Below are 13,105 nucleotides of genomic sequence, written 5' to 3'. Positions count from 1 at the left end.
CCATCCCAATAGAAAACGTGAATTTGGGAGACTATAGCAGAGCGAAGCGATCTGCACGGCATCGTCCGGGTGTTTTCGGCATACGGTGGAAGCTGGTGGGGGTCGGCGCCGTAACCGGATGCGCATTCGGCCTCGCCAATGCCGTCGGCGGCGAGCTTTTCGCCCGACAGGCCTATCCACTCGTCGTGCATCTGCCGCTTGTCGTCTACCTGTGCGTACGCTATCGCCTGAGTCCGCTGCTCGCCATCCTGGGCGTTACCAGTGCCTACCTGAGCTGCCAGTTTAGCAACTGGATGGGCATCGCCGCATTCGCTGCCACCGATTCGCAAATCGCATATTACGCGGCGCGCATCATCACGACGCTCGGCGTCTTTGCGATCTTGCTGCATTGGGCCAGAGACATCGGTCCGCGCCTGGCGGCCAAAAGCCCCACCGAGTTGGAGATTCTGCTCATCCTGCCGCTCGTCTACTACATCTTCGACTACGCCACCAACGTCTATACCACGCTCTTCCACTCGGGCTCGGTAGTAACCGTTGAGTTTTTGGCGTTCGCCCTCTGCGCGTTCTACCTTATGTTTCTTGCCGTCTACCTTCGCGAATACGAGGCAAAGGAAATCGCCGAGCGCGAGCGCTGGATGCTCGCGACCCGCGACAGCGCGGCCATCAAAGAGCTCGAAGCCTGGCGCCAGTCCGGACGCGAGCTCTCGGTTCTCCGTCACGACATGCGCCACTACCTGCGCGGTCTAGCGGCCCTGATCGAAGAGGGTCACACCGATGAGGCACTCGAGCGCATCGACGCGCTCTGCGAGACCAACGACCGCACCGCCGTGCGCCGCTACTGCGCCAACGAAACGGTCAACATTGCGCTCTCGTCGCTTTCCGCGGACATCAACGCGCACGGCATCACCGCCGACCTGCACGCCGCCGTGCCCGAAACCGTCCACGTGGGCGATGTCGATCTATTCAGTGTGGTATCGAACGCCCTGGACAATGCCATCGCCGCGGCGAGCGCCGCCCCCGAAGGCAAGCGGTTTGTCGACCTGGACCTTCGCTACGAAGACGGTCAGCTTCTATTGCTGGTTTCCAACACGTTTGGCCGTGCGCCGCACATGGTCGACGGCATGCCCGTGACTCAGCACACTGGGCACGGCTTTGGCACCAAGAGCATTATGCTTGCCGTCGAGCGCATGAACGGCAACTGCCAGTTCCGCATTAACGGCGACCGGTTTGAGCTGCGCGCCGTGATGTAGGGGCTGCCGCCAACCTCGCTACAGCGGTGCAGCCGCCGGGGTCAGCTGCTTAATGTAGGCCCACATGCGCTGCTTGGCGGCCTTGTCGGTGAGCGCCGCCTCAAAACCGTCGAGCGCCAGCACGCGGCGCCCCTGCACATGGGCGACCAGGCCGGGCTTGAGCATGGCGGTGTCAAAGTCATCAATTGCCACAAGCATATCGGCATAGGTCTCGCGCATGACATCGGCCGCACTGTTGTCCAGCAGCAGCACCGCCTCGGGGTCCAAGGTCTCCAGCGCCTCGCGGAACAGGTCGCACGTCAGGGCCTCGCCCGCCGCGACCGCTCCGTCGCCCGCGCCGGCGACGCTTGCCAGCACACAAAAATCCTCGGGGGCATATCCGATGGCACCGAGCGCCTTGCGCAACGCGGCGCCATCCGCGCCGGCGGCCAGCTCGCCGCCCGAGCACTCGGCTTCATCCAAATCGCCTTTGACCAGCACAATCGGCGAGCACGCGTTGCCCGCGATACGCACACCGCGATCTGCAAGCGACGCGAGCTCCTGCTCGGTCGCCTGAGCGATGGCTTCTTTTTTCTGGCTTTGTGACGTGGGCATGCGCTCTCCAATCGTTTGCGTGCCCACCATTATATAAAAGAGCCGCCCGCGAGTGGTTGCTTTGCGGGCCGCTGGGTATAAGCACGGTCGTACTGAGTTTTACGCGGCCGAGCCGCGTCGTATTATGGAGGTCACCATGGCTGACATTAAGCAGATTACCCCCGAGAACTTCGGCGCTGTCGTCAACGATAGCCTGCCCGTACTGGTTGATTTTTGGGCCCCGTGGTGCGGCCCCTGCCGCTCGCTCTCGCCCATCGTAGACGAGGTTGCCGACGAGCTGGCCGGCAAGTTGGCTGTGGCCAAGTGCAACGTCGACGACAACCAGGACCTGGCCATGAAGTTTGGCGTCATGAGCATCCCCACGCTGATCGTCTTTAAGAACGGCGAGGAGGTCGACCGCTCGGTTGGCGCCTTACCCAAGGCAAGACTTCAGGCACTGCTGGAGAAACATCTGTAATACGCTTGTTACTTGTCTGCCGTCCATGAGCGGTTTCGCACCGCTCACCGGAGTGCCAAACGCAAGGCATGCGACCACGGATAGTATGGTAGTTACAAACAGCCCCCAGTGAACGGGTGCGGGTCGCACAGGCTCGCACCCGTTTTCTTATGCAGCTGCGCGCAAAGCGGGCGTAGTAAAATCTGAACCACTGAACTGCCCCATACAAAAGGAGATTTCCCATGCATGATGTTGGAATGAACATGAGCCAGCTTGCCATGAGCGTCAAACAGGTCGACGACACCATCGAGCTCGCTCACGAATGGAGCCATCAGTTGCTGCATGCGACCGAGAATTTTGACATGGAGCGCATCGGCGCCAAGCTCGAGGCCGCCATGGCCGCGTTGCACGAGGCGCATGACGCGCTCGAGGGCTACGAGGAAGCCATCGAGGCCGACCACAACTCCGTCGGCTCCGTGAAGCTGGTGTAAGGTGGCCGAACACGAGCACGGCTGCGGGTACGAGCACGAGCATCCGCACGGGGCGGACGGTGACGCGGGCTGCCACTGTAGTGGCTCCGGCTCCGAGCTGGTCCGTTTTTCGGTTACCGCACCGGATGACCTGCTGCGCCGTTTTGACGAACAGATCGCGCGCCGCGGCGACGTGGCCAACCGCTCCGAGGCCGTGCGCGACCTGATTCGCGCCTCGATCGCCAAGGAGCAGATGCGCACGCCCGACGAGCATGTTATCGGGTCGCTCACCATGATCTACGACCACCATACCGGCGACCTGACGCGCCGTCTGGACGAAGTGCAGCACGACTACACCGGCGAGATCGTATCGACCATGCACGTGCATCTGGATCACCACAACTGTCTGGAGATCCTGGCACTCAAGGGTCGCGGCGAGCGCGTCTACGAACTAGCCGATCGCCTGCTGGGCCTGCGCGGCGTTAAGCACGGCGAGCTCACGTGCGCCGCCACCAAGCAGAGCCTGGGGCTGTAGCGCACCTACCAAAAAGGGACAGGTTTGTTTTGGCAGGTTTAGCGTTTTACCTACCAAAATAAACTTGTCCCTTTTTGGTCGGTTTTGATGAGGAGTGTCGCATGCGGCATGTGCATATTCATGTGACGGGCATTGTGCAGGGCGTTGGCATGCGACCATTTGTGTATCGCGAGGCCATGGCGCATGGCATTTGCGGATGGGTGCTCAATGCGGGCGACGGCGTACATATCGAGGCGCACGCTCCGGCCGATGCGCTCGATGCTTTTGTTGCCGCGCTTTCTGAGCATGCGCCCGCGGCGGCTCGCGTAGAGCATGTCGAGGTTGTGGACTTGGGGCCTGGCGGTTGGAGTGCTGCCGATGAGCAGGGCTTTCGCATTGTGGCATCGCAGGACCAGACCGCGCACACGACGCTCGTCTCGCCCGATATCGCTACCTGTGACGATTGTCTGCGCGAGTTGTTCGATCCCGCCGACCGACGCTATCACTACCCCTTTATCAACTGCACTAACTGCGGCCAACGCTTTACCATCATCCGATCGTTGCCTTATGACCGAGCGGCCACGTCGATGGATTGTTTTCCCATGTGTCCCAAGTGTGCCGCGGAGTATGCCGACCCACTCGACCGGCGTTTTCACGCGCAACCCGATGCCTGCTTTGATTGCGGGCCGCATATTACGTGGCGCGAGGCTGTGAACGGCGATGCGTGCGGGAATTCGTCCGCGACACCGGCAGTCGGCACCACACGCGAGGCCAGCGACGCCATTATCGAGCGCTGCGTTGAGCTGCTGGCCAGCGGTGGCATCGTCGCCATCAAGGGCCTGGGCGGATTTCATCTAGCCTGTGACGCCGCCAGCGAGCAGGCGGTGGCCGAGCTGCGCCGTCGCAAACGCCGCAGCAACAAACCACTTGCCGTCATGATGCGCGACCTTGCCGACGTTGAACGCCTATGCCATGTCAGCGACGTTGAGCGCGGCTTGCTGGCCGGCAGCATTCGCCCCATTGTGCTGCTGCGCCGACGTGCTGCTTGCGAGAGCGGCGGCTCCCCCGACGCCCTCGCGCTCGCGCCGTCCGTCGCGCACGACCTTCCAGAGCTCGGCATCATGCTCCCCTATACGCCGCTTCAACATCTGTTGCTTGCCGCGGCAGAAGCCTGCGGTATGCACGCGCTCGTCATGACCAGCGGAAACCTGAGCGAAGAACCCATAGAAACCGACGACGATCTTGCCTGGGAACACCTCGTTGCCGCCGGCATCGCCGATGCGTTGCTCGGCAACGACCGCGCGATCCTCTCGCGCTACGACGACTCTGTAGTGCGCGTGGTCGACGGCGCCGTTATGCCCGTGCGCCGCGCTCGCGGATATGCACCCCAGCCGTTGCCGTTGCCGGCGCTCGACGGCGCTCCGTCCTGCGTGCTCGCCTGCGGGCCACAACAAAAGGCCACGATTGCGCTCACGCGTGAAGGGACGAACGGCGAGGCAACCTGTTTTGTGTCGCAGCATATCGGCGATGTTGAAAACGGCGAGACCTTCGATGCCTGGAACGCCGCGCGCACGCGCTTGGAAGATCTCTTTGACTTGGCGCCCGCCGCCTTGGCCTGCGATTTGCACCCCAGCTATCTATCGAGCCAGTGGGCGCGCGAGCAGGCACGGGAGCACAATCTGCCGCTCGTCGAGGTGCAGCACCATCATGCGCATATCGCGAGCGTAATGGCCGAGGCCATCGCCGCGGGCCAGCTTACAACCGACGCGCGTGTCCTTGGCATCGCCTTTGACGGCACCGGCGCCGGCACCGATGGGACCATTTGGGGCGGCGAGTTTCTTGTTGCCGGCCTTGGCGGCTTTGAGCGCGCCGCGCATTTACTCACCTGGGCGCTCCCCGGCGGGGCGGCCTCCGTGCGCGACGCCCGCCGCAACGCCTTTGCCCTGCTCAGTGAGCTCGGTCTGCTCGAGCACCCAGGCGCCGCTCGGCTTTTGGGCAGCCTCGACGAGCAAACGCGCAGCGTGACAGCCACCATGATCGAGCACGGCATCAACAGCCCGCGCACCAGCAGCATGGGGCGTCTCTTTGATGCCGCGGCAGCAATTCTGGGCATCTGCGACAAGGCAACCTACGAGGGCGAGCCTGCCATAGAACTCGAAGCCGCCGCCTGGCGCGCGTTCAGCAGTGAAAGTGCCTGCCCCACCGGCAATATGGCCAGCTTTTCCGTAACCGAATCATCCCGTCCGGACGACTTCCATGTTCTGAACTCCAGACCGCTTTTTGAGGCGCTTTTGGAGGGAATCAGGACCGGCGTGCCCGCCGGCAAGCTCGCGCTCGACTTCCATGTCACCATCGCACGCGCGTCGGCCCGCATCGCAAGCGAGATCTGCGTCCGTGAAGACCTCGACACCGTCGCGCTCTCGGGCGGTGTGTTCATGAACCGGCTTTTGCTTCAGCTCCTTACCCACGAACTCAAAGACGCCGGTCTTGCCGTCTTGGTCCCCCACGCTGTACCCGCCAACGACGGCTGCATCGCCTACGGTCAGGCCGCCATCGCTCGCGCTCGCCTCGCGCAGACGGCGTTGCGATAGGCTGTTTTGCCAGCCTGCGCGCCGCCGTCTCACAGGTGTAACGCGTTTGCTCGTGACTTCCGCGAGCGCTACCATCAACTGATGGGTAATTAGGCGCCTATCCAGCGCAAAACGTATAAAAGGGGAACATTATGTGCCTTGCCGTTCCCGGTAAAGTGGTCAAACGCGACGACGACCTTAAGGCGACCGTCGACATGATGGGCATCGAGCGCCCCATTTCGCTGCGTCTCGTACCGACGGCGCAGGTTGGCGACTATATTCTCGTACACGCCGGCTTTGGCATCCAGATCGTCGACGAGCAGGAAGCGCAAGAAACGCTCGAGCTCGTTAACGCCATGACCGAACTGGCCGAAGAAGACCAACTGGCCAGCAATCCGGCCGAGGCATACTAGTGGCGGCCGGACAGCCGGCGCGTTCCGGTATCGACTTTTCGGCATTTCGCGACCCCAGGCTGGCTCGCGAGCTCATCGATCGTATTCATGCGCTTGTCGGCAGCCGCAGCATCAACCTTATGGAAGTCTGCGGCACGCATACCGTGAACATCGGGCGCTATGGCTTTCGCTCCATTATGCCTGCCGGGCTCAAACTGCTGAGCGGTCCGGGTTGCCCCGTCTGCGTTACCGCCAACCGCGATATCGACCATGCAATCGCGCTCGCCAAGATGGACGGCGCCATCATCACCACCTTTGGCGACATGATGCGCGTGCCAGGATCGTCCACCTCGCTTGCCGCGCAAAAGGCGGCGGGACGCGACATCCGCATCGTCTACTCTCCGCTCGACGCACTCGACATTGCTGAGCAAAATCCCGAACGCCCGGTTATCTTTATGGGCGTCGGCTTTGAGACCACAACGCCCACCATTGCCGCCGCCATCCTAGAGGCCGACGCGCGCGAGCTCCAGAACTTCTCGGTCTACTGTGCTCACAAGACCACGCCGCCGGCTCTGCGTGCGATCTCCAACGACCCCGAAACGACCATCGACGGCTTTATCCTGCCTGGTCACGTCGCTACCATCACGGGCCTGGCACCCTTTAGGTTTTTGGTCGATGAGTTCGAGACCCCCGGTGTAGTCACCGGGTTTGAGCCGGTCGATATCTTGCAGGGCATCTGCATGCTGGTCCAGATGGTTGTCGAGCACAGGCCCGCAATCGACAACGCCTACCGCCGTGGCGTCAATGCAGACGGCAATCCCGTAGCGCGCCAGCTGGTCGAGCAGGTGTTTGAGCCGTGCGACACCACGTGGCGCGGACTGGGACCGATTGCGGCTTCGGGTCTTTCCATCCGACCCGAATTCGTGCGCTTTGATGCCGGCGCCCGCTTTGACGTACCCATTGAACCGACGGTCGAGCCACGCGGCTGCCGCTGCGGCGACGTGCTGCGCGGAGCCATCACGCCGAGCGACTGTCCTCTGTTTGGCCGCGCTTGCACGCCCGAACACCCCGTCGGCCCCTGCATGGTGAGCTCCGAAGGCAGCTGCGCGGCGTACTTTAGATACCGCGACTAGCCCGGACGCTCCCGCGTACCGGCACCACCCACGATTGGAGTTTTCGATATGTCCCGTAATGCCACCGATAGCACTGTCCTGCTGGGCCACGGCTCCGGCGGCCAGATGATGAAGCGCATTATCGATGAGGTCTTTCTGGATGCCTTTGGGTCGCCCGAGCTGCTCGCGGGCAACGATGCCGGCGTCGCCGCGCTGCCCGCAAGCGGGCGAATCGCCATGTCGACCGACAGCTTTGTGGTAACGCCGCAGTTCTTCCCCGGCGGCAATATCGGCCGCCTCGCCGTATGTGGAACCGTCAACGACGTCGCGACCTCGGGCGCCAACGTGCGCTACCTCTCATGCGGCTTTATCCTCGAAGAGGGCTATCCCATGGACAAGCTGCGCCAGATTGTGCAAACCATGGCCGAAACAGCGCGCGAGGCGGGCGTGTCCATAATCACCGGCGACACCAAGGTGGTCGAGCGTGGAGGTGCCGACGGCGTCTACATCAATACCGCCGGCGTGGGCGAAGTGCCCGCGGGCGTAGCGCTCAGCGGTGCAAACTGTCGGCCCGGCGATGTCATCCTGGTGTCGGGTACGCTAGGCGACCACGGCATCGCCATCATGAGCCAGCGCGAGGGCTTGGCGTTTTCGAGCAACATCGAAAGCGACGCCGCACCGCTCAATCATCTGGTTGCCGACGTGCTCGCCGCCGCCCCCGACACCCGCTGCTTCCGCGACCCCACGCGCGGCGGCCTGGCATCCACGCTCAACGAGTTTGCCCAGGCCAGCGGCGTTGCCATGGAGATCGACGAGGATGCTGTGCCCGTGCGCCCCGACGTGCAGGCCGCCTGCGAGATGCTCGGCTACGATGTGCTGCAGGTGGCAAACGAGGGCAAGATGGTTGCCGTGGTGCCGGCCGAGCAGGCCGATGCCGCGCTGGCAGCCATGCGCGCCGCGCGCTACGGCGAAAACGCCGCGATTATCGGTCGCGTGCTGCCGCTTGCCGAGGACACCCGTCCCGCCGTGCGCGTACGCACCGGCTGGGGATCGACCCGCATCCTCGACATGCTCGTAGGAGAACAGCTTCCGAGAATTTGCTAGGGCGGAACCGCACGGTCGGCGCGATGCGGCTTGATATCCCTGGAGATGTTCAGATTCCAGCCACGCCAGACACGTAAGCCCAGTATTATGAGGTGCGTTTTAAACCCAATGACGGGAGCTTTCATGGCAGCAGCTTTTTCCCATGTGATTTTTGATTTAGACGGCACCATCCTCAACACGCTCGAGGACCTGGCGGCCGCCGGCAACCATACCTGCGAGAAGCACGGCTGGCCTACGTTTGCCGTCGACGAGTACCGCTACAAGGTGGGAAACGGCATGCTCAAGCTGGTTGAGCGCTTTATGCCCGCCGAGTATGCGGGCGACGGCCGTATGTTTGAGCAGACGCTTGCCGAGTTTAGGGCTTACTACGGCGAGCACAAGGAGGACCACACCGCCCCCTATGCCGGCACGATCGAGATGCTCGACCGCTTGCGCGCCGCGGGTGTGCAGCTTGCCGTACTCACTAACAAGGACCACGTCTCGGCGGCTTCGCTTATCGAGAAATACTTTGGTTCCGAGCGCTTTGCGCTGGTGCAGGGCCGTGTCGATGCGTTTCCGCCCAAGCCCGAAGCACCCGTCACGCTGCATGTGATGGAAGAGCTGGGTGCCGATCCGGCAACCACGCTCTATGTGGGCGATTCCAATGTCGATATCCTGACCGGCCACAACGCCGGCCTTAAGAGTGCGGGCGTCAGCTGGGGCTTCCGAGGCCGCGCAGAGCTCGAAGCAGCCGGTGCCGACTACGTGGTTGACACGCAGGAAGAGCTCGCGGCGCTGATCCTGGGCGAGTAACGCCAGCGCTGCCCAACCCAGCCGCCGCAATGCCGTTGCGCGGAAAGTAGTCGTTGGGGACGTTCTTAAACGACTGGTCAAACAATGGCAACGTCGCAGGTAGAGGACGGACAGCGAAAACGCCCCTAAGCGAGCAAGGTGACGTGAAATGAAAGGGCGCTGACCTTCTGGTCGCGCCCTTGAAATTGAACGTCAGATTGCCGCTTAGGGGCGTTTGCAGCGTCGAGCAGTTGCGGCGTTTGGTAAAACGCCGCAACGAACTACCGCGTAACTCCCCTAGTTCATCATTGCATTCATCATCTCGGTGGTTGCGGAATCGTCAGCATACCACTCGCCATCGTCATTGGCGGTGTACTTGAAGGTAACCTTGGTGTCCTTGGTCTTAGCGGCCTTGGTCACGTCGACCATGACCTGGCCGGCCATCTTGTACAGGTCGTCCTCGGAAGGCATCGTATCGAGCGCCGCGATCTTCTCCTGATACTGGGTGGCGAAATCTTCAACGATCTTGTTCATGGACTTGCAGGTAATGGTGACATCGGCAGTCGCGGTGCCCTTGTCCTCGTCGACCGTCACATCGCCGATCTTGTAGTCAAAACCCTCGAGATAGCTCTTGGCGTACTCCTTGGGATCGATGCCCAGCTGCTCGAACTCGTCGCCCGAGGCCTCTTCCAGGCCGGCGAGGAAGTCGTCGCCGCCGTTCTTGACCTCGTCAAACTGCGTCGTAAGATCCTCGGTGATGAGCTCCTCAACCGAAGGACCTCCGCAGCCGGAAAGCACAACCACGCACGCGACCAGAACAGCCATCAGGGGCGCAAGCAGCAGCTTCTTCTTCATGACATTCCTCCCAACAAGCGGCACCGCGCTTCCCGACGCGGTGCGCGTCGTAACAATAAGGCCATACTAGCCGATAACGAACACCCCCGGCAAAGCAAAGGCGCAGTCGGCTCGATTTAACGTCCGAACGGTTTACCGGTCCGCCCAACGCGCAATAAAACGTTCCGCCGCATTGCAATAAAAAAGGGCGGCCGGATAACCCGACCACCCCAAAACACCCTTATGTTGCCGCAGACTACTTGCGGACGACCTTGACGATGGCATCGCCAGCGGAGACAGCGGAGTCAGCCTCGACGGCGAGCTCGACGTCGGCGAACTCGGCGGTGTTGGACACAGCCACGACGACGCAGTCCTTGTAGCCGGCAGCGGCGATCTTGGCGCGGTCGATCTTGAGCATGGGCTGGCCAGCCTTAACGACATCGTCGGCCTTGACGAAGCCCTCGAAGCCGTCGCCGTTCATGTTGACGGTATCGACGCCAACGTGCACCAGAACCTCGATGCCGCTATCGGACTGCAGGCCCACGGCGTGACCCATGGTGACGGTCACCTTGCCGTCGCAGGGAGCGTAGACCAGATCGTCCTCGGGCCACACGGCGCAGCCCTTGCCCAGAACCTCGCCACCAAAGACGGGATCGGGCACGTCGGCCATCTTGATGACCTTGCCCTTGACGGGCGAGCACAGCACGTCGGCGCCGGCAGAAGCAGAGATGGAGGCCGGAGCAGCGGCAGCCGCGGGCTCAGCCTTCTTCTTGAACATGTCAAACAGACCCATACGTTTTCTCCTCTTGATTCAGCGCAACGTTATGCGCATGCCTATGGTGATTATAGTGCCAAATGGCCAAAATACTAAGGCGAGGGCTCGAATCGCAAGCCCTTTCAAGCCCTTCCCAAAACCTTTTCCCCAGTGGTTCTCATATTGTCGATTAACCCTCGATAAGCCGAGTATCGTCTGCGCACGGAACGGGCAGAAGCGGGCGCGCCAAACCCGACACTTCTTTTCGCGCCCACGGACCGCCGCCGCCCCGTCCCTGACACTTCCTGATACCGACCGAAACGTGCCAAAATAAACCCGTTCCTTTTTGCCAGGTTTGGCAAGTGTGGGAGTTCGCATGGATATCAAACGCAAGATTACCGAGGCGCAGGGCCTCACCCCCACCGAGCAACAACCCGGCATTGCGGCCCTTGCCATCGGCGAGGACATCCGCGGGCTTTCTATTAAGGAATTTGCCGCGCGCACCAACGTTTCCGTTGCGAGCGTGCACCGTTTTTGCAAAAAGCTCGGCCTCGAGGGCTTCAAGGATCTCAAGGTCGAGCTTATTCGCTTGACAACTGAGGCGGGCAACCGGCGCGACGTGGACATCAACTTTCCCTTCGATGCCACCTCCGCCCCTGCGCAGGTGATGGAGCGCATGGAGGGGCTCTACCAGACCACCTTGGCCGAAACGCAGGAGCTGCTCGACCCTGCACAGCTCGACCACGCCGCCAAGCTCATCATGCGCGCCGACACCGTGGACATCTACACGGGCTCGCATAACCTGTATCCAGCGGGAATGTTCCGCGATCGCCTGCTTTCCGCCGGCAAAAGCGCGACGTGCCACGACAGCGTCGAGGCGCAGGTGCGCACGGCGCTCGCCTCGGGTCCCGACCATGTGGCAATCGTCATCTCCTACAGCGGCCTTGCCCCCAACCTCAAGGAGATCTTGCCGATCCTTAGCAGTCGACATGTCCCGGTCATCGTCATCGGCACGCCGTACTGTGCCCGCATTCACCCCGGCTTTGCCGCCTATCTCACGGTAAGCGACCACGAGAGCATGACGCACCGCATCACGCAGTTCGCCAGCCATATCGCCGTGCAATACGTACTCGATTCGCTCTATAGCAGCTACTTTGCCAAAGATTACGCCCGCTGCTCCGAGTTCCTAGAGCGCTCGTTCCCCTACACCCGCCTGCCCGGACTCAAGTAGCGACGAGTGTGGATTTTTGGACACTCAGATAACGAGCGTGGATAATCTCCCACTTTGAGCCCGCACACAGGCCAAACCCGGGAGATTATCCACGCTCATTTTGGGTCCCCTGGGAACGCATGAGGAGGGCGGAAGACAGCCGTTATTTGCGAGGCGTCAGCGACGTAAAGAGTCCGTGTTGGTTGCAGTAAAGATATATCCTGCCGCGCCCGGTAATATGGAAGCGCGGCTGCACCGATTGCTCTGGATAGAGCTTCTTAAAGCAGATGCCGTCCATAGTCGCATATGCCACAAAGCTAATGTAGTGATCCTTGGTCATGGGATGATCGAGCGTGACGTACCAATCGTCCTCGATGCGCTCGATGGAAAAGGCGTGGTCCGCGTCCGGCTCTTCGGCCTCCTGGGGAAACATCGTGGAGCCACAGCAGCTAAAGCTGCCTTCTCCGAGCGCGTGCACAACGTTTCCGCAGATAGGGCAAACGTAAAAGACGCCTTTGAGCATATTGCCTGCACGGTTGGCGTTGGCCCGAATGTCACCAGCCAAAAGCTCAGCCACGCTTATGCCGAGTCTCTGGGCCAAAGGCTCAACGAGGGAAATGTCGGGAAGGCCGCGGCCGGATTCCCACTTGCTGACGGCTTTATCGGTCACGCCAAGGCTTTCCGCCAGGGCGCGCTGGGTGAGGCCGCGCTCTTCGCGCAGCTGCTTGATGGCATGCGCTGCCAAAAAAGTATGGGAGGCATTGGTTTGCCGTGTCTGGTTCATGGGCTGTCCAATCAAATTGAAGAAATGGAGTGAACCGGTTCGACAGCCAGTATCCATTTGAAGGCCAGGCTCGACAACCTACGCTGCGTAGACATGCGCCAATCGAACGAGCGCGGATTTTTGGACGCTCATCCTGAGTAGTCATTTAAGAACGTCCCCAACGACTACATCAAGAACGTCCCCAACGACTACATCAGGAGTGTCCCCAGGTGCCGGCAGAAAAGGAACGTCCCCAAGTGCCGCCCCTTGCCAGCAACGGGAGTGCCGATGTCTTGGCAACGACAGACACTATGACCCAATCCGAGGGCAC

14 protein-coding genes are annotated in these 13,105 nt (G+C 61.6%); 10 read left to right on the top strand and 4 right to left on the bottom strand.

Annotated features, from left to right (window positions below; genetic code table 11):
- The first annotated feature begins 95 nt into the window (after window positions 1-95).
- Entirely contained in the window at window positions 96-1,250 is a 1,155-nt protein-coding gene (locus DXC99_RS06530; protein ID WP_158551669.1) for a sensor histidine kinase, read from the top strand.
- An 18-nt stretch (window positions 1,251-1,268) separates the two neighbouring features.
- Here DXC99_RS06530 and DXC99_RS06525 read toward each other — a convergent pair whose 3' ends face one another.
- On the bottom strand, window positions 1,269-1,844 hold the full coding sequence (locus tag DXC99_RS06525; protein ID WP_117564541.1) for a hypothetical protein: 576 nt from the start codon (window positions 1,842-1,844) through the stop codon (window positions 1,269-1,271).
- 136 nt (window positions 1,845-1,980) lie between these two features.
- Here DXC99_RS06525 and trxA point away from each other — a divergent pair, with 136 nt between their 5' ends.
- The 8 genes from trxA (at window position 1,981) to DXC99_RS06485 (ending at window position 9,234) form a co-directional block, all read left to right on the top strand.
- Window positions 1,981-2,301: a thioredoxin gene (trxA, locus tag DXC99_RS06520; RefSeq protein ID WP_117629728.1), complete on the top strand. Its 321-nt coding sequence runs from the start codon at window positions 1,981-1,983 to the stop codon at window positions 2,299-2,301.
- 221 nt (window positions 2,302-2,522) lie between these two features.
- Entirely contained in the window at window positions 2,523-2,771 is a 249-nt protein-coding gene (locus DXC99_RS06515; protein WP_006235225.1) for a hypothetical protein, read from the top strand.
- A 1-nt stretch (window position 2,772) separates the two neighbouring features.
- Entirely contained in the window at window positions 2,773-3,285 is a 513-nt protein-coding gene (gene nikR, locus DXC99_RS06510) for a nickel-responsive transcriptional regulator NikR (RefSeq protein ID WP_199408882.1), read from the top strand.
- Between the two features lie 101 nt (window positions 3,286-3,386).
- Complete coding sequence (gene hypF, locus DXC99_RS06505) at window positions 3,387-5,855, top strand: carbamoyltransferase HypF (RefSeq protein ID WP_117629672.1); 2,469 nt, start codon at window positions 3,387-3,389, stop codon at window positions 5,853-5,855.
- A gap of 131 nt (window positions 5,856-5,986) precedes the next feature.
- The gene (locus tag DXC99_RS06500; protein ID WP_117629671.1) at window positions 5,987-6,247 is read left to right on the top strand and encodes a HypC/HybG/HupF family hydrogenase formation chaperone; all 261 of its coding nucleotides are present in this window, start codon (window positions 5,987-5,989) and stop codon (window positions 6,245-6,247) included.
- Window positions 6,247-7,359: a hydrogenase formation protein HypD gene (gene hypD / locus DXC99_RS06495; RefSeq protein ID WP_233505688.1), complete on the top strand. Its 1,113-nt coding sequence runs from the start codon at window positions 6,247-6,249 to the stop codon at window positions 7,357-7,359. Before DXC99_RS06500 ends, hypD begins: the two co-directional genes overlap by 1 nt.
- Before the next feature lie 48 nt (window positions 7,360-7,407).
- Window positions 7,408-8,442: a hydrogenase expression/formation protein HypE gene (gene hypE, locus DXC99_RS06490; protein WP_117629670.1), complete on the top strand. Its 1,035-nt coding sequence runs from the start codon at window positions 7,408-7,410 to the stop codon at window positions 8,440-8,442.
- 123 nt (window positions 8,443-8,565) lie between these two features.
- Complete coding sequence (locus DXC99_RS06485) at window positions 8,566-9,234, top strand: HAD family hydrolase (protein ID WP_233505687.1); 669 nt, start codon at window positions 8,566-8,568, stop codon at window positions 9,232-9,234.
- 276 nt (window positions 9,235-9,510) lie between these two features.
- Here DXC99_RS06485 and DXC99_RS06480 read toward each other — a convergent pair whose 3' ends face one another.
- The gene (locus tag DXC99_RS06480; RefSeq protein ID WP_117629668.1) at window positions 9,511-10,068 is read right to left on the bottom strand and encodes a hypothetical protein; all 558 of its coding nucleotides are present in this window, start codon (window positions 10,066-10,068) and stop codon (window positions 9,511-9,513) included.
- Between the two features lie 235 nt (window positions 10,069-10,303).
- A complete protein-coding gene (locus tag DXC99_RS06475; RefSeq protein WP_117629667.1) occupies window positions 10,304-10,840 on the bottom strand; it encodes a PTS glucose transporter subunit IIA in 537 nt (178 codons plus the stop codon).
- Between the two features lie 337 nt (window positions 10,841-11,177).
- On the opposite strand from DXC99_RS06475, the gene DXC99_RS06470 reads away from it, so the two are divergent.
- The gene (locus DXC99_RS06470) at window positions 11,178-12,032 is read left to right on the top strand and encodes a MurR/RpiR family transcriptional regulator (protein WP_117629666.1); all 855 of its coding nucleotides are present in this window, start codon (window positions 11,178-11,180) and stop codon (window positions 12,030-12,032) included.
- A gap of 142 nt (window positions 12,033-12,174) precedes the next feature.
- On the opposite strand, the gene DXC99_RS06465 is transcribed toward DXC99_RS06470, so the two are convergent.
- Window positions 12,175-12,795 (bottom strand): helix-turn-helix domain-containing protein, encoded by a 621-nt coding sequence (locus DXC99_RS06465; RefSeq protein ID WP_055250846.1) that lies wholly within the window; start codon window positions 12,793-12,795, stop codon window positions 12,175-12,177.
- Window positions 12,796-13,105: the final 310 nt, after the last annotated feature.

The sequence above is a fragment of the Collinsella sp. TF10-11AT genome (assembly GCF_003437565.1).
Taxonomy (GTDB): Bacteria; Actinomycetota; Coriobacteriia; order Coriobacteriales; family Coriobacteriaceae; genus Collinsella.
The sequence above is the reverse complement of the archived record's forward strand: the minus strand, read 5'-3'. Positions and strand labels throughout refer to the sequence as shown.